Origin of the sequence: Paracoccus halophilus (genome assembly GCF_000763905.1) — a bacterium.
Classification (GTDB): Bacteria; Pseudomonadota; Alphaproteobacteria; order Rhodobacterales; family Rhodobacteraceae; genus Paracoccus; species Paracoccus halophilus.
In genome coordinates this window covers 79,683-95,018 of sequence record NZ_JRKN01000004.1, presented here as the reverse complement: position 1 = coordinate 95,018, position 15,336 = coordinate 79,683, and the positions used below count along the sequence as shown (strand labels likewise).

The 15,336-nt window shown below is 66.4% G+C and carries 16 protein-coding genes and 1 tRNA gene; 2 read left to right on the top strand and 15 right to left on the bottom strand.

The window, feature by feature from the left end:
* Positions 1-55: 55 nt before the first annotated feature.
* The 12 genes from rplJ to tuf all read right to left on the bottom strand — a co-directional run bounded on the left by rplJ (position 56) and on the right by tuf (position 9,253).
* Positions 56-571, bottom strand: coding sequence for a 50S ribosomal protein L10 (rplJ, locus tag IT41_RS04125; protein ID WP_036738930.1), 516 nt, complete (start codon positions 569-571; stop codon positions 56-58).
* Between the two features lie 244 nt (positions 572-815).
* Positions 816-1,517 carry a 50S ribosomal protein L1 gene (rplA, locus tag IT41_RS04120; RefSeq protein WP_036738929.1) on the bottom strand — a complete coding sequence of 234 codons (702 nt, stop codon included), beginning with the start codon at positions 1,515-1,517 and terminating at the stop codon, positions 816-818.
* 3 nt (positions 1,518-1,520) lie between these two features.
* Positions 1,521-1,973: a 50S ribosomal protein L11 gene (rplK, locus tag IT41_RS04115; protein ID WP_036738928.1), complete on the bottom strand. Its 453-nt coding sequence runs from the start codon at positions 1,971-1,973 to the stop codon at positions 1,521-1,523.
* Positions 1,974-2,076: 103 nt separating this feature from the next.
* Complete coding sequence (nusG, locus tag IT41_RS04110) at positions 2,077-2,616, bottom strand: transcription termination/antitermination protein NusG (protein WP_036738927.1); 540 nt, start codon at positions 2,614-2,616, stop codon at positions 2,077-2,079.
* 196 nt (positions 2,617-2,812) lie between these two features.
* Positions 2,813-3,004: a preprotein translocase subunit SecE gene (gene secE / locus IT41_RS04105; protein WP_036738926.1), complete on the bottom strand. Its 192-nt coding sequence runs from the start codon at positions 3,002-3,004 to the stop codon at positions 2,813-2,815.
* A gap of 78 nt (positions 3,005-3,082) precedes the next feature.
* A complete protein-coding gene (locus IT41_RS04100) occupies positions 3,083-3,955 on the bottom strand; it encodes a hypothetical protein (RefSeq protein ID WP_036738925.1) in 873 nt (290 codons plus the stop codon).
* 60 nt (positions 3,956-4,015) lie between these two features.
* Positions 4,016-4,091 (bottom strand) — tRNA-Trp (locus IT41_RS04095).
* Positions 4,092-4,153: 62 nt separating this feature from the next.
* Complete coding sequence (locus IT41_RS04090; RefSeq protein WP_036738924.1) at positions 4,154-5,998, bottom strand: ABC transporter ATP-binding protein; 1,845 nt, start codon at positions 5,996-5,998, stop codon at positions 4,154-4,156.
* Between the two features lie 108 nt (positions 5,999-6,106).
* Positions 6,107-6,520 carry a GFA family protein gene (locus IT41_RS04085; protein ID WP_036738923.1) on the bottom strand — a complete coding sequence of 138 codons (414 nt, stop codon included), beginning with the start codon at positions 6,518-6,520 and terminating at the stop codon, positions 6,107-6,109.
* Positions 6,517-6,909: a VOC family protein gene (locus tag IT41_RS04080; RefSeq protein WP_036739091.1), complete on the bottom strand. Its 393-nt coding sequence runs from the start codon at positions 6,907-6,909 to the stop codon at positions 6,517-6,519. The genes IT41_RS04085 and IT41_RS04080 overlap by 4 nt, the downstream gene beginning before the upstream one ends.
* A gap of 73 nt (positions 6,910-6,982) precedes the next feature.
* Positions 6,983-7,873: a YghX family hydrolase gene (gene yghX, locus IT41_RS04075; RefSeq protein ID WP_036738922.1), complete on the bottom strand. Its 891-nt coding sequence runs from the start codon at positions 7,871-7,873 to the stop codon at positions 6,983-6,985.
* A 204-nt stretch (positions 7,874-8,077) separates the two neighbouring features.
* Positions 8,078-9,253, bottom strand: a complete 1,176-nt coding sequence (tuf, locus tag IT41_RS04070) for an elongation factor Tu (RefSeq protein WP_036738921.1) — start codon at positions 9,251-9,253, stop codon at positions 8,078-8,080.
* Positions 9,254-9,460: 207 nt separating this feature from the next.
* Here tuf and IT41_RS04065 point away from each other — a divergent pair, with 207 nt between their 5' ends.
* Positions 9,461-10,315, top strand: a complete 855-nt coding sequence (locus tag IT41_RS04065; RefSeq protein ID WP_036738920.1) for a DUF533 domain-containing protein — start codon at positions 9,461-9,463, stop codon at positions 10,313-10,315.
* A 3-nt stretch (positions 10,316-10,318) separates the two neighbouring features.
* On the opposite strand, the gene dinB is transcribed toward IT41_RS04065, so the two are convergent.
* From dinB to IT41_RS04050, 3 genes are read right to left on the bottom strand one after another with little or no spacing between them, the layout of a single operon-like run.
* Positions 10,319-11,407: a DNA polymerase IV gene (gene dinB, locus IT41_RS04060; RefSeq protein ID WP_036738919.1), complete on the bottom strand. Its 1,089-nt coding sequence runs from the start codon at positions 11,405-11,407 to the stop codon at positions 10,319-10,321.
* Entirely contained in the window at positions 11,404-12,132 is a 729-nt protein-coding gene (gene ygfZ / locus IT41_RS04055) for a CAF17-like 4Fe-4S cluster assembly/insertion protein YgfZ (RefSeq protein WP_036738918.1), read from the bottom strand. Before ygfZ ends, dinB begins: the two co-directional genes overlap by 4 nt.
* Complete coding sequence (locus IT41_RS04050) at positions 12,132-13,871, bottom strand: ABC transporter ATP-binding protein (RefSeq protein ID WP_036738917.1); 1,740 nt, start codon at positions 13,869-13,871, stop codon at positions 12,132-12,134. Before IT41_RS04050 ends, ygfZ begins: the two co-directional genes overlap by 1 nt.
* Positions 13,872-14,005: 134 nt before the next feature.
* Here IT41_RS04050 and IT41_RS04045 point away from each other — a divergent pair, with 134 nt between their 5' ends.
* The gene (locus IT41_RS04045; RefSeq protein WP_036738916.1) at positions 14,006-15,190 is read left to right on the top strand and encodes a pyridoxal-phosphate-dependent aminotransferase family protein; all 1,185 of its coding nucleotides are present in this window, start codon (positions 14,006-14,008) and stop codon (positions 15,188-15,190) included.
* Positions 15,191-15,336: the final 146 nt, after the last annotated feature.

Genomic DNA, 15,336 nt, shown 5'->3' with positions numbered 1-15,336 from the left:
TTCCATTAAGTGTTCCAACGTCGGGGTTTCAACCCCACGGGGAATCGGGATTGCCCTATGCGGCCTCGCGCTCTTCCAGAGTGCTGAGGATGCCCGCGATGTTCGAAGCAGGTGCGCCAATCGCACCGGCGATGTTGCTGGCAGGGGCACCGATGCAACCCACGATCGAAGCGATAAGCTCTTCGCGCGAGGGCATCTGGGCCACGGCTTTCACACCGGCCGGATCAAGCGCCGTGTCGCCCATGGCACCGCCCAGGATCACGAACTTGTCGTTCCCCTTGGCGTATTTATCCGCGACCTTGGCAGCAGCCACAGGGTCCTCGGAATAGGCGAGCACGGTCATACCCGTCAGATAGTCGGCAATGCTGGCGCAAGGCTTTCCATCCAGGGCGATCTTGGCGAGCCTGTTCTTGGCAACGCGAACGGACCCGCCAGCTTCGCGCATCTGCGCGCGCAGGTCCTGCATTTGGGCAACCGTCATTCCCTCGTAGTGGGCAACCACCACGACGCCAGAGGCATCAAAGATCTGGCCGAGTTCTTCGACCACCTGTTCTTTTTGCGCTCTATCCACGGTTTCACTCCAAGTATGGGGGTTTCCCCCCGGCTCTCACTTTCCTGTCGCCAGAACAGCGGCAGGAACGGGTCCGTGACGGTCCCAAGATCACCCGGAAAGCCCCGGAAAATGGTCTTGAACCCATCTCAGGAAGGACATTAAGCAAGGTTTCCCCGGCACCCTCCGTCTCGGACAGGACGGGGCATCGCTGCCCCGCCATCCGCCGCGGGCGACCAGCGCCCTTGGCGAAACTCATACGCGCTTACTGCGCGGCGGCCGTCGAGCCCAGGTCCAGCGACACGCCCGGACCCATGGTCGAGCTGATCGAGACCTTCTTGACATAGGTGCCCTTGGCACCCGAGGGCTTGGCGCGGTTCACCGCCTCGACGAAGGCGCGGATATTCTCGGCCAGCTTGGCGGCGTCGAAGGACGCCTTGCCGACGCCGGCATGCACGACACCGGCCTTTTCGGCCTTGAACTGGACCTCACCGCCCTTGGCGGCCTGCACGGCGGCGGCGACATCCATGGTCACGGTGCCGACCTTGGGGTTCGGCATCAGGTTGCGCGGCCCCAGGATCTTGCCCAGACGGCCGACCACCGGCATCATGTCCGGGGTGGCGATGCAGCGATCGAACTCGATCTTGCCGCTCTGGATGGTCTCCATCAGGTCCTCGGCCCCGACGATCTCGGCGCCGGCCGCCTTTGCCTCGTCAGCCTTGGGGCCGCGGGCAAAAACAGCGACGCGGACATCCTTGCCGGTGCCGTTGGGCAGCGTCACCACGCCGCGAACCATCTGGTCGGCATGGCGCGGATCGACGCCCAGATTCATCGCGATCTCGACGGTCTCGTCGAATTTCGCCTTGGCGTTGTCCTTGACCAGCTTGACGGCATCCTCGACCGAGAGGTTCGACTTGCCTGCGAAGGCGGCGCGGGCGGCGGCCTTGTTTTTCGACAGTTTTGCCATGGCTTAGCCTTTCACCTCGATACCGATCGAACGGGCCGAGCCAAGAATGATCTGCATCGCGGCCTCGACGTCATTCGCGGACAGATCCTTCATCTTGAGTTCGGCGATCTCGCGGACCTGCTTGACGGTCACGGTCGCGGCGGTCTGGCGGCCGGGCTTTTCCGAACCGCGGGCGCGGTTGCGCTTGCCCACCGGCTTCAGGCCGGCGGCCTTTTTCAGCAGGAACGAGGCCGGCGGCGTCTTGGTCTCGAAGGTGAAGGATTTATCGGCGTAATAGGTGATCACCACGGGAATCGGAGCGCCCTGCTCCAGCTCCTGCGTCTTGGCATTGAACGCCTTGCAGAATTCCATGATGTTGATGCCGCGCTGACCCAGTGCGGGACCAACGGGCGGGGACGGGTTCGCCTGACCCGCCTTGATCTGCAGCTTCAGCTGCCCGACGACTTTCTTGGCCATCTGGCCCTCTCCTTATCATCACGCCCCTGCCCGGAATTGGGTATGGGGCCGACTTAGCGGTGCGGCGCATATCCCCAAGGGGACCGGCGCCTCCCGCGAACGATCACGCGGTCTTGGCGACCTGCGTGAATTCCAGCTCGACCGGCGTGGGCCGGCCAAAGATCGAGACGGTGACCTTGATCCGCGCCGCGGCCTCGTCCACCTCTTCGACCATGCCCGAGAAGCCCTCGAAGGGGCCATCGGTCACGTTTACCTTTTCGCCCACGTCGAAGCGGATCAGGTTGCGCGGCGCCACCTCGGCCCCGCCTTCCCCGCTGCGATGCAGGATCGCATTCACCTCGTCGTCGCGCATCGGCATCGGCTTGCCCTGCGCGCCCAGAAACCCGGTGACCCGGTTGATCGAGTTCACCAGATGATAGCTGCGATCCGACAGCTCCATGCGGACCAGCACATAGCCGGGCATGAAGCGGCGCTCGGAAGTCACCTTCTTGCCGCGCCGGATCTCGATCACTTCCTCGGTCGGGACCAGAACTTCCTCGATCTCGTCCTCAAGGCCCTTTTCGGCCACGGCCAGGCGAATCGCCTCGGCGACCTTCTTTTCAAAGTTCGACAGGACACTGACCGAATACCAACGCTTTGCCATGTCTCGATCGACCCCTGTTTCCTTCCGGGCTGGCCAGGCCAACCCCTTGAATTCCCTTACCGCCCCGGCCCGATCGGCGCATGATGCGCGCAGGCTCCGGCCAAATTGAAATCGGCGCGCACGACCGAATCGATGCACGCCGCTTCACGGGCAGGTCGGGCGGACATAACGCCCCCTGCCGCCCAATGCAAGCCCTCTAGCCGACGAGGTTGAGAAGCTGTCCCAGCCCGGTCTTGATCAGCAGGTCGGCGAGAAAGAAGAACACCGCCGCCAGCGTCGCCATGATCAGCACCATGATCGTGGTGGTGACCACCTCGCGCCGGTTGGGCCAGACGATCTTGCCCACTTCCGAGCGGACCTGACTGATGAACTTGGCGGGGCTTTCCATGGAGCTTCCTTTGGTCTTGCAGCGGATCAGATAGCCTGCCCGACCCGGGTTTTCAAGCAGCGATCTGCGCCGCGCGGTTCAGGGTTCCAGAAATTCGACCTTGGGCAGCCGGCGCAGACGCGCGACCTGCCGGGCGTAAAACTCCCGCGAGCGCTGGTAATCGCTATCGGGCAGCGGCCGCAGCGGCGGGTGCCCGTCAGCGCGCCGAAACCGCAGCCGCGCCCGCCGGGCCAGAACGCGCAGGTCGATCTCGCTGTCGTTCAGCGCCCGGCTGACGAACCAGTCGTAGCCGGGCTGGGTCACGCTTTCGTTCACCGGCGGCGGATCGGGCACCCGCGCGGCAAGGCCCGGCGGCAGGAGCCGCGCCAGAAGCTGCGGGCGCAGCGCGGGGTAATCCTCGTAGCGCCAGACCACGATGCGCGCCACGCTGTCGATCGCGCCAAGCCGCCCGATCAGCCCGGCCCAGCCGATCCTTGCCGGGTCGCGGCCGTTCAGATAGGTCTCGAAATCGACCTCGCGGCCCTCGGAAAACTGCAGCGCAAAGGTCGAGACATAGAAGCTGGCCGGATCGCGAATGCCCAGAAACAGCGTCGCCGGCCCCGCCGCCGCCAGCGCGATCATGCGGCGCACCCGGTAGGATGCGGCCGGATAGACAAGGCCCGACCCGCCGCAGATCCATTGCCGGCCGGTGCGGCCCAGGATGTTCTCTTCCGACAGCAGAATTTCGGGAAATGTCTCGCGCGCCGGGGCCAGCCGGTCGCGGACCATCCGCGCCGGCTGCCTGCGCCGGCTGCTCAGCGCATCTGCCAGCGGCAGTTCGTCGCCGCGCAGCGCGGTCGGGCCGGCATAGAATATCCCGGCCCGGCGCAACTCGTCGCTCGCCAGGGCAAGGGAATGCTGCAGATGGCTCGACGCGGTCTTGTGCGCGCCCAGATGAATGGTCAGCGCCATGGGCGGATCGTTTCGGACTGGGAAAACCGGATCAGGCGCGGATGGCACACCGAAGGCGACTGGCAGGGGCAGAGGGACTCGAACCCCCGACCCTCGGTTTTGGAGACCGATGCTCTACCAACTGAGCTATACCCCTAGGCCGCGCGCCTGATTACGGCAGGTCCGGGCGCGGTTCAAGAGGGAAGTCGCGGCCCGCACTCATTCCGCCTCGAGAAATCCGCCGGACTGCCGCGCCCAGAGACCGGCATAGATGCCGCCCCGCGCCAGCAATTCGTGATGCGTGCCCTGTTCGACGATGCGGCCTGCCTCCATCACCACCAGCCGGTCCATCTGCGCGATGGTGGAGAGCCGGTGGGCAATGGCGATCACCGTCTTGCCCTGCATCAGCCGGGCAAGCTGGCTCTGGATCGCGGCCTCGACTTCGCTGTCGAGCGCGCTGGTCGCCTCGTCCAGGACCAGGATCGGCGCGTCCTTCAGCAGCACGCGGGCGATGGCGATGCGCTGGCGCTGACCGCCCGACAGCTTGACGCCGCGCTCGCCGACATGGACATCGAGCCCCTGCCGGCCCTGCGAATCGGTAAGCCCGGTGATGAATTCCGCCGCCTCGGCCATTTCGGCGGCGCGCATGATCTCGGCCTCGCTGGCATCGGGGCGGCCATAGGCGATATTGTCGCGAATCGAGCGGTGCAGCAGCGAAGTATCCTGCGTCACCACCCCGATCGCCGCGCGCAGGCTTTCCTGCGTCACCCCGGCGATATCCTGCCCGTCGATCAGGATGCGGCCGGTCTCCAGATCGTGAAAGCGCAGCATCAGATTGACCAGCGTCGACTTTCCCGCCCCCGAGCGCCCGACAAGCCCGATCCGCTCGCCCGGCGCGATCTTCAGGCTGAGATCGTCCAGCACCGCGCCCCGGCCCGGCCGCGCGACCCCGCCATAACGAAACGTGACGCGGTCGAATTCGACCCCGCCGCCGCCGGCCCGCAGCCCGCGCGCATCGCCCGCGTCGATCACCATGCGCGGCAGGGACAGCGACCCGATGCCGTCGCGCACCGTGCCGATATTTTCGAACAGTCCGGCGAATTCCCACATGATCCAATGCGACATATTCCCCAGCCGCAGGGCCAGCGGCACCGCGATCGCCACCGCGCCGACAGTGATCTGGCCCTGCATCCACAACCACAGGCCCAGGCCCGTGACCGCGAAGGCCAGCACGGAATTCAGCGTCGACAGCGTGATGTTCTGGATCGAGGCCAGCCGCATCTGGATATGGACGGTGCGCAGGAAGCCGTCCATGCTTTCGCGGACATAGGCCTCTTCGCGGGAACTGTGCGAGAACAGCTTGACGGTCGAGATATTGGTATAGCTGTCCACCACCCGCCCGGTCATTACCGCCCGGGCATCGGCCTGTGCCTCGCTGATGCGGCCGATGCGCGGGATCAGCCACCACAGCAGCAGGCCATAGCCGATCCCCCACAGCAGGAAGGGCAGCGCCAGCCAGCCATCCAGCGACGCCGCCAGCACCAGCGCGCCGATGAAATAGACCCCGACATAGGTCAGCACATCGACGAATTTCATCGCCACTTCGCGCACGGCCAGCGCCGTCTGCATCAGCTTGGTGGCGATGCGGCCGGCGAATTCGTCCTGGAAATAGCTCATCGACTGGCGCAGCAGATAGCGATGCGCCTGCCAGCGGATGCGCTGCGGCAGGTTGCCCATCAGCGTCTGATGCATCAGCAGCGAAAAGATGACCTGCAGCAGCGGCAGCCCGATCACCAGGACCGCGCCCATCAGCAGCAGGCGGCGCCCCTCGAGCTGCCAGAATCCGGCCGGATCGGTCTCGGCCAGGCGGTTCACCAGCTCGCCCAGATAGCCGAACAGGACCACCTCGACCACGGCGATGGTCGCGGCGCAGCCCGCCAGGCCCAGCATGTAGATTTCCGCCCCGCGGGCATAATGCAGGATGAAGCGCCACAATCCGCGCGGCGGCATGGCGGGCGCATCGGCGGGATAGGGGTCGAGCCGCTGCTCGAACCAATTGAACATCACTGACCTCGACAAGGAGAGGGGCCGGAAGGCAACGAAAGCAGGGCCGCAATAGGTGGCGCCAGTTCGCAGATCTGTCAAGTCATGGCGGGTATTCGGGACGCGGGCCTACAGGTGCCGCGTCTCGGGCGCCGGCTGCATCCAGTTGTCATGCGCGCCATCGGCGTAATGGACCGGCGCCGCGATCAGTTCGGCCTCGGGCAGGTCGTCCAGCGCGTTGACGCAGACCATCACGAATCGCCCGCCCAGTTCGGCAATATCGCCCTGCGTCCACAACCGGGTGCCGCAGCGGGCACAGAAATAGTGATGCATCTCCATGCGGTCATCCTGCCGGCGCGGCGTCTCGGCCAGATGCTCGGCGCCGCGCAGCAGGTGGAACCCGTCGGGATCGGGCAAGAGCATTTCCCAATAGCGCATCTTGCGGCAGAAGCTGCAATTGCAGCGCATCGTGCCGGCCGCAAGGTCGCCCTCGGCCTGAAAGCCGACGGCGCCGCAGAAGCACGAGCCGTGATAGCTGGTCATGCCGGTTCTCCGTGATGGACGGCCTCGATATTGTTGCCGTCGGGGTCAAGGACAAAGGCGCCGTAATAGCCGGGATGATATTCGGGCCGCAGCCCCGGGGCGCCGTTGTCGCGCCCGCCCGCGGCCAGCGCGGCGCGGTAAAAGGCATCGACCGTGGCGCGATCCGGCGCGGCAAAGGCGACGTGGCAGACCGGGCCGCCCGGCTGGCCGGTCCCGAACCAGAAACGCGGGTTCCGGTCATTGCCCATGCCGATGAACGCGCCCCGCCCGCCGGTCATGTGGGCGCTCACCTCCGCGCAGGTGACGATGCCCAGGGGTTCCAGCGCCGCCTCGTAGAACCCGCGCGAGCGGTCAAGATCGGCGACATTGATCCCGATATGATCGAACATGGCGTTTCCCCTGTCTGCGGTCACATCGTCATCATGCGCCGGCAATGCTGACAAATCGTGTCAGCAGCCGGTTTCAGCGCAGCTTGTCGGCGAAAAAGCCCATGGTCCGCTCCCAGGCCAGTTCCGCCGCCCCGGCATCGTAGCGTGGCGTGCTGTCATTGTGGAAACCGTGATTGACGTCGGGATAGATGAAGGCCTGATATTCCTTGCCGGCATCCTTCAGCGCCTGTTCATAGGCCGGCCAGCCGGCATTGATGCGCTCATCCAGCCCGGCGTAATGGATCATCAGCGGTGCCTGTATCCTTGGCACGTCACCCGTCTCGGGCTGGCGGCCATAGAACGGCACCGAGGCCGCCAGTTCCGGATAGGCCACCGCCAGCGCGTTGCAGACCCCGCCGCCATAGCAAAAGCCCACACAGCCCACCTTGCCGGTCGATCCGTCATGATCGCGCAGGAATTCATGCGCGGCAAAGAAATCCGCCATCAGCCGGGCCGGATCGAGGCTGGCCTGCATCTCGCGCCCTTCGTCGTCATTGCCGGGATAGCCGCCCAGCGGGCTCAGCCCGTCGGGCGCGAATGCCATGTAGCCGGCCTTGCCGACGCGGCGCGCGACATCCTCGATATAGGGGTTGAGGCCGCGATTCTCGTGGATGACCAGCACCGCCGGCAGCCTGCCAGAGGCGCCGGCGGGGCGCACCATCAGGGCGCCGATCGTGCCATTCCCCTCGGGGCTTTGATAGGTCACCGTCTCGACCCGGATCGCCGGGTCATCGGCGGGCACCTGCTGGGCCAGCGCATAATCGGGCCGCAGCGCGTCAAGAATCATCGCGCCGGTCACCCCGGCGGCGGCATAGCGGCCCGCCTGGCCCAGGAATTCGCGCTTGCTGATCTTGCCGTGAACGTAACCGTCAAAGATTTCCAGGATCCGGGGATCGAAATCGGATGCCTTCTTGCGTGCGGGCATGTCGCCTCCTCACATCGGCTGTCGTTTCGGGTTCGGGTGATCATAGCAGAGAAACGCGGAAAAAGCGGCAGGGAATCGGCCCGCGATCCGGCGATCGCCAGGGCGCGTGGACGGCGAGCAAGGCAACGAAAAAGCCCGCCCCTTTCGGGACGGGCCTTCGGTCTTTCCGCGCGGGCGGGGCCGCAGCCCCGGCCGCAGGCGCGATCACGCGATGATCTTCGCCACCACGCCGGCGCCGACCGTGCGGCCGCCTTCGCGGATCGCGAAGCGCAGCTTTTCTTCCATCGCGATCGGCGCGATCAGCTCGACCTCGAATTTCAGGTTGTCGCCGGGCATCACCATCTCGGTGCCCTCGGGCAGCTTCACCGTGCCGGTCACGTCCGTCGTGCGGAAGTAGAACTGCGGGCGGTAGTTCGCGAAGAACGGCGTGTGGCGGCCGCCCTCTTCCTTGGTCAGGATATAGGCCTCGGCCTCGAACTTCGTGTGCGGCTTGACCGAACCCGGCTTGCACAGGACCTGACCGCGCTCCACGCCGTCACGCTCGATGCCGCGCAAGAGCGCGCCGATATTGTCGCCCGCCTCGCCGCGATCCAAGAGCTTGCGGAACATCTCGACCCCGGTGCAGGTGGTCTTCTTGGTGTCGCGGATGCCGACGATTTCAAGCTCGTCGCCCACGTTCACCGCGCCACGCTCGACCCGGCCGGTCACAACCGTGCCGCGGCCCGAGATCGAGAACACGTCCTCGATCGGCATCAGGAAGGGCTGGTCCACGGCGCGCTCGGGCGTCGGGATGTATTCGTCCACCGCCGCGATCAGGGCGCGGATCGAGTTCTCGCCGATTTCCGCATCGCGGCCTTCCAGCGCGGCCAGCGCCGAGCCCTTGACGATCGGAATGTCGTCGCCGGGATAGTCGTAGCTGGACAGAAGCTCGCGCACTTCCATCTCGACCAGTTCCAAGAGTTCCTCGTCATCGACCTGGTCGACCTTGTTCAGGTAGACGACCATGAAGGGGATGCCGACCTGGCGGCCCAGAAGGATGTGCTCGCGGGTCTGCGGCATCGGGCCGTCGGCCGCGTTCACCACCAGGATCGCGCCGTCCATCTGCGCCGCGCCGGTGATCATGTTCTTGACGTAGTCGGCGTGGCCGGGGCAGTCGACATGCGCATAGTGGCGCGAGTCGGATTCGTATTCCACATGCGCGGTCGAGATGGTGATGCCGCGGGCCTTTTCCTCGGGCGCGCCGTCGATCTGGTCGTAGGCCTTGAAATCGCCGAAATATTTCGTGATCGCAGCCGTCAGAGTCGTCTTGCCGTGATCGACGTGACCAATGGTCCCGATGTTGACGTGCGGTTTCGTCCGTTCAAACTTTGCCTTTGCCATCCTTGGCCTCCTATCGAAGGGGGCCAGCCCGCGCATGGGCCCCCGAGTAACATCCGCCGCGACTTATAGCTGCGCCGTGGAAAAATCAAGGGTGTCCGGCCTGCTTGCATCGCCTGTCGCGGGCGGGGAACCGATCCGGCCGAAAGGCGTTTGATTTCCGTCACAAGGCTGCCCATGGGCGCCGCCAACCCTATCCGGAGGATAGTGATGAGTCTGATGAAATCCCTCGCCAAGGTTGCCGCCGGCGTCATGCTGGCGAAAGGCATCGGGACAATGATGAAAAATGCCCAGAACCGTCAGGGTCAGGGCGGCCAACGCCAGTCCTCGGGCGGCTTGCTCGACGATCTGCTGGGCAGCAATACAGGCATGGGCGGCGACCGCCGCACCGGCTCGGGGGGCCTGGGCGACATGCTGGGGCAGGTTCTTGGCGGCGGCGCGGGCGCCGGGGCGCGCTATGGCGGCGCCAATTCGCCGCGCCAGGCCGGCGCGCAGGGCGGGCTTGGCGGCATTCTTGACCAGTTCTCGGGCGGCGCGGCCGCCGGCGGGCTGGGCGGGATGCTGGGTGGCCTGCTTGGCGGCGCCGCCGGCCAGTCGGGCGGCGGGCTCGCGCATCGCGGCTCGCAGCCGCGGAACGACGCAAGCTTCGGCGAGCTGTTCAACGACGCCATCTCCCGGGGGGATGAGCCCGAGGTCGCGCCGACGCCGGAACAGAACGCGATGGCCGGGCTGATGCTCCGCGCGATGATCCAGGCCGCCAAGGCGGATGGTGAGATCGACGAGCAGGAAAAGGCCCGCCTGATGTCCGAATTCGGCGATCTGGACGACGAGGAACGCGCCTTTATCCGCGAACAGATGGCCGCCCCCGTCGATGCCGCCGCGCTGGCGCGCGAGGTGCCCGAAGGCTTCGGCCCGCAGATCTATCTGATGTCCTTGATGGCGATCGAGTTCGACAACCGCAAGGAGGCCGAATACCTGCACGAACTGGCGCAGAATCTGGGCCTCGACAAGGCGACCGTGAACGGCATCCACGAAAAGGTTGGCGTGATCAACCTTTACGCCTGATCCCTAGGGGTCGTCGAACAGACCAAGCTGGCGGGGGGGCGCGTCCTCTCCCGCCGCCGCATCCAGCCCAGACATGGTGATGCCCAAAAGCCGCACCCCGTGGGGATCGGCGAAAACCGGGGCCAGCAGGTCCGAGGCAATCGCCAGCATCTCGTCCCGACTTTCCACCGGCCGGCTCAGCGAGCGGGCCCGGGTGATCTGGCGGAAATCGCCATATTTCACCTTGAGCGTGACGGTCCGCCCGCTGCGCCCGGCATGGCTGGCATGGTGCCAGACCTTGTCGGCCAGCGGCACCAGTTCCGCCAGCGCCTGCCCCAGATCGCGGATATCCTGAAAATAGGTATTCTCGGCCCCGATCGACTTGCGGATGCGGTCGGGCGTGACCTCGCGCGTGTCGATGCCGCGGGCGATATTCCAGTAATAGCTGCCGGATTTGCCGAAATGCGCGGTCAGGAAATCGAGGCTTTGCCGGGCCAGATCGGCGCCGGTCTGGATGCCATGCGCCTGCATCCGCGCCGCCGTCGCCGGGCCGACGCCATGAAAGCGGCCGATGGGCAGGGAGGCTACGAATTCCGGCCCCGCCTCGGGCGGGATCACGAACAGCCCATCCGGCTTGCGCTGGTCCGAGGCCAGTTTCGCCAGGAACTTGTTATAGCTGACCCCGGCCGAGGCGGTCAGCCCGGTCGCCTGCCGGATACGGGCGCGGATCTCCTGCGCGATGCGGGTGGCGGTGCGGCCGGCAAGGTAATCGGTCAGGTCCAGATAGGCCTCGTCCAGGGACAGCGGCTCGATCAGCGGGGTATATTCGGCAAATATCGCGCGGATCTGCTGGCTGATGGCGCGATAGACCTCGAATCGCGGCTTGACGAAGACCAGTGCCGGGCATTGCCGCAGCGCCCGGGCCGAGGGCATGGCCGAGCGCACGCCAAAGCGCCGCGCCTCGTAGCTGGCGGCGGCCACCACGCCACGCCGGATGCCGCCCACGGCCACCGGACGCCCGCGCAGATCGGGATTGTCGCGCTGTTCGACGGATGCGTAAAAGGCGTCCATATCGACATGGACGATGCGGCGGATGCGTTCCTTGCCGGTCACACCCGGATGCGGGCATCCCCCGCCACCAGCCCGTCCACCATGCGGTCAAACCGCATATGGGCAATGGCGCGGCCGCCCGATTGGGTGAACAGCGTGCCGGCCTCGCGCCCGTCGGGCAGCAGGATCGGCGTGCCGACAGGAGCCGCGCCCTCGATCCCGACGCTGACAAGGCCCTTTTTCAGCTGGGTCTTGTGCTTCATGCGGGCGGTGACCTCTTGCCCGACATAGCAGCCCTTGCGGAAATCGACGCCGTGCAGGCGCTCGAACCCGGCCTCGAGGATGAATGTCTCGTTCGGGATCAGCTCGATCAGGCTTTCGGGGATGCAATGCGCGACCCGGATCGCATCGAAATCGCTGCCGTCATCGGCCGGCAGATCGCCCGGCGCGCCGTAAAGCCGCCAGCCCATCGCCGGATGCCGGGGATCGGCAATCGCGCCCTCGGGCGCCGGGCCGGTGCCGCGCGCCACGCCCAGATCGCTGCGCGCGAGCGCAACCTGCGAACGCAGCTTGTACATGGTCAGCCGCTTCAGCAGATCGGGCGCCAGCCTTGCATCCACGTCGATCAGCAGCTCCTGGTCGCGGGGCACGATCAGGAAATCGGCCAGATACTTGCCCTGCGGCGTCAGCAGCGCCGCCCAGACCGGGGCATCGCCCACCTGATTGGTGACCAGCCCCTGAAGAAAGGCGACCCGGTCCGGGCCGGTGACATGCACAAGCTCGCGCATCACGTCTCTCCGAATTGCAGGCGGACCAGCGCGGCATAGGCGCCGTCCTGCGCTATCAACTGGTCATGATTGCCCTCTTCGACAACCCGGCCGGCGTCGATCACCACGATCTTGTCGGCCTGCCGCACGGTGGACAGGCGATGCGCGATGACCAGCGTCGTGCGCCCGACCGACAGACCGTCCAGCGCCTGTTGCACCAGCCGCTCGCTTTGCGCGTCCAGCGCACTCGTCGCCTCGTCCAGCAGCAGGATCGGGGCGTTGCGCAGGACTGCGCGGGCAATCGCCACGCGCTGGCGCTGCCCGCCCGACAGGGCCGAGCCGCGCGGCCCGGCGCTTGTGTCCAGCCCCTGCGGCAGGGCATCGGCGAATTCCGCGACATGGGCGGCCTCGACCGCGCGGCGCAGGGCGGCGTCGTCCTGCGGGTGGCCCAGCAGGATATTCTCGCGCAGGGTTTCGTCGAACAGCGCCGCATCCTGACTGACGGTCGAGAACTGGTCGCGCAGCACCCCCAGATCGAATTCGCGCAAGGGCACGCCGCCCAGCGTGATCTGCCCAGAATCCGGATCAACCATCCGCGTCAGCAGGTTGAATACCGTGGATTTTCCCGCCCCCGAAGGCCCGACCAGCGCCGTGGTATGCCCCGCCTCGGCGGTGAAGCTGAGCCCGTTCAGCACCGGATGGCCGTCATAGGACATGCGCACATCCTCCAGCCGGATCGCGGTATCGGGCGGCGGCTCGCGGCGCGGCCCCGAGGTGATCGCGGGCCGCAGGTCCAGCACGTCATAGATCCGCTCAAGGCTTGCGGCGGCGACCTGCCAGGTGCCCGCCAGACTGCCCAGACGACGCAGCGGCTGAAAGGCCAGCGCCATGGCGGTGAAAAAGGACATGAAATCGCCCACCGTGCGCTCGCCCCGCGTCACCTCGGCGCCGCCAAGCGCCAGCACGCCCAGAAAGCCCAGCCCGGTGACGATATCGACCAGCGCCGGCACCGTCGCGCCAATCGCCGACATCTTGATCTGGCCGCGCCGGATGCTGTCCACGATGCGGGCGAAACGGTCGGTCTGGTAATCCTCCATCCGGTTCAGCTTGACGGCATTGATGCCGTGCAGCACCTCATCCAGCCGGGTGGCGCGCTGACTGGCATTCACGCGGTTCTGCCGCATCTTGCGCCGGATATAGCGCTGCACCAGCAGGGTCGGCAGGATCAGCAGCGGCGCGCCGACCATCGCGGCCAGCGTCCACATCGGATCGACCGCGATGGCCACCCCGAACAGCGACAGCAGCGAGATCACATCCCGCCCCGCCCCCGAGATGAAGGTGGACCAGACGCCCTGCACGGCGATGGTGTCGCCCTGCACGCGCTCGATCAGGGCGCCGGGCGGGTTCTTCTGGAAGAAGTCGCCGTCAAGCGCCATGATATGGCGCAGCATGTCGCGCTGCATCGTGGTCGAGACCGCCAGCGAGACCGAGGTCATCAGGCTGCGGTTGATGACAAAGGTCATGGCCCGGATCAGGAACAGCGTAAATATGACGCCTCCGACCCACCAGATCGCATCGGTATTGCCGCCGACGAAGACCCGGTCGAACAGCGGCTTCAGCATCCAGCTGAGCAGACCCAGCGTCGAGCCTTCGAGGATCAGGAACACCAGGGCCAGCGCGATGCGTGCCCAATAGGGGTGCAGGTAATCGCGCCACATGCGGGCGAACAGATTGGCCGTTTTCTGCAGTCGGTCCGCCATCGCACCCCCGGAAATTCCGTTTGACCGAAAGGGATAAGGCGCAAGCCGCCCGGGGGCAAGCCGCGCGTTCCGCGCCGCGTTGACCCGGGCCGCGCGCCGTCCTACCAGTTGCGGATCGTCCAGAGGATTTCCAGATGAGCTTTGCCCAGGGCCACCCCATTCTGGCCATTCCCGGCCCCTCGCCCGTGCCCGACCGGGTGCTGCGGGCCATGCATCGCGCCTCGCCCGATATCTATGGCGCGGAAATGGCGCAGGAAAACCTTGACCTGATGCGGCGCTTGCGGCGCCTTGCCGGCAGTTCGGGGCAGGTGGCCAGCTATATCGGCAACGGCCATGCCGGGTGGGAGGCCGCGAACTGCAACATGTTCGATCGCGGCGATCGGGCGCTGGTGCTGTGCTCGGGCCATTTCGGCCGGGGCTGGGCGGCCTCGGCCCGCGCCCTGGGCGTCGATGTCGAAGAGATGGATTTCGGCCCTGCCGCCCCCGATCCGCAGCGCCTGGCCGAACGGCTGGCGCAGGACCGCGAAGCCCGTATCCGCGCGGTTCTGGTCTGCCAGATCGACACGGCCAGTTCGGTCCGCGCCGATATCGCGGCGCTGCGCCCGGCGATGGGCGACCACCCGGCGCTGCTTGCCGTCGATGCCATCGCCTCATTGGGATGCGAGCCGCTGCATATGGACGAATGGGGCATCGACGTGCTGGTCTCGGCCAGCCAGAAGGGTCTGATGACGCCGCCGGGCGTGGCGCTGGTCTGGGTCTCCGAACGGGCGCGGGCGCGACCCCGCACGGATCTGGCGACGCCCTATTGGGACTGGACCCCGCGCCTCTCGGCCGAGGCGCTCTGGCAGTTCTGGGGCGGCACCCCGCCAGTGCAGCATATCTTCGGCCTGAACGAGGCGCTGCGCATGCTGCTGGACGAGGAAACCCTGCCCGCCGCCTGGACGCGGCACGAGGGGCTCGCGCGGGCCACATGGGCCGCGATTGAGGCATGGGGCGCACAGGGCACGGGCATTGCCGCGATGGTCGCGGATAGGGGCCAGAGGGCACGCTCGGTCACCGCGGCCAGCCTGCCCGGCGCCACCGCCCTGCGCGAATGGGCAGCGCGGAATGCAGGGGTGACGCTGGGAATCGGTCTGGGGGCGGATGATCCCGACAATGCCCTGCGCATCGCGCATATGGGCTATGCCAATGCGCCGCAAGTGCTGGGGACGTTGGCGGTCATGCAGGCCGGAATGGCCGCGCTGAAGATCCCGCATGGAACCGGTGCGCTGGAACGGGCGGCGGATCAGATCGCGGCTGGGCAAATTTACCACCCCTGATTGCTTTAGAATATTATGAATCATCCCCAGGAAGTGATCGGCCTGGATAGACGCGAATCCGCATCGCCAAATAGTTGACAATTTTACCCTGACGCTAGATAGGAGGGCGCAAACGCGCAGCCAGAGGTCATGGCAGGTATTGTCAT

What these genes read in the sequence shown, in the direction of transcription:
- rplA (WP_036738929.1), bottom strand. Translation starts at nt 1,517, where the DNA reads ATGGCAAAACTGTCGAAAAACAAGGCCGCCGCCCGCGCCGCCTTCGCA.
- rplK (WP_036738928.1), bottom strand. Translation starts at nt 1,973, where the DNA reads ATGGCCAAGAAAGTCGTCGGGCAGCTGAAGCTGCAGATCAAGGCGGGT.
- nusG (WP_036738927.1), bottom strand. Translation starts at nt 2,616, where the DNA reads ATGGCAAAGCGTTGGTATTCGGTCAGTGTCCTGTCGAACTTTGAAAAG.
- secE (WP_036738926.1), bottom strand. Translation starts at nt 3,004, where the DNA reads ATGGAAAGCCCCGCCAAGTTCATCAGTCAGGTCCGCTCGGAAGTGGGC.
- IT41_RS04100 (WP_036738925.1), bottom strand. Translation starts at nt 3,955, where the DNA reads ATGGCGCTGACCATTCATCTGGGCGCGCACAAGACCGCGTCGAGCCAT.
- IT41_RS04090 (WP_036738924.1), bottom strand. Translation starts at nt 5,998, where the DNA reads ATGTTCAATTGGTTCGAGCAGCGGCTCGACCCCTATCCCGCCGATGCG.
- IT41_RS04085 (WP_036738923.1), bottom strand. Translation starts at nt 6,520, where the DNA reads ATGACCAGCTATCACGGCTCGTGCTTCTGCGGCGCCGTCGGCTTTCAG.
- IT41_RS04080 (WP_036739091.1), bottom strand. Translation starts at nt 6,909, where the DNA reads ATGTTCGATCATATCGGGATCAATGTCGCCGATCTTGACCGCTCGCGC.
- yghX (WP_036738922.1), bottom strand. Translation starts at nt 7,873, where the DNA reads ATGCCCGCACGCAAGAAGGCATCCGATTTCGATCCCCGGATCCTGGAA.
- tuf (WP_036738921.1), bottom strand. Translation starts at nt 9,253, where the DNA reads ATGGCAAAGGCAAAGTTTGAACGGACGAAACCGCACGTCAACATCGGG.
- IT41_RS04065 (WP_036738920.1), top strand. Translation starts at nt 9,461, where the DNA reads ATGAGTCTGATGAAATCCCTCGCCAAGGTTGCCGCCGGCGTCATGCTG.
- ygfZ (WP_036738918.1), bottom strand. Translation starts at nt 12,132, where the DNA reads ATGCGCGAGCTTGTGCATGTCACCGGCCCGGACCGGGTCGCCTTTCTT.
- IT41_RS04050 (WP_036738917.1), bottom strand. Translation starts at nt 13,871, where the DNA reads ATGGCGGACCGACTGCAGAAAACGGCCAATCTGTTCGCCCGCATGTGG.
- IT41_RS04045 (WP_036738916.1), top strand. Translation starts at nt 14,006, where the DNA reads ATGAGCTTTGCCCAGGGCCACCCCATTCTGGCCATTCCCGGCCCCTCG.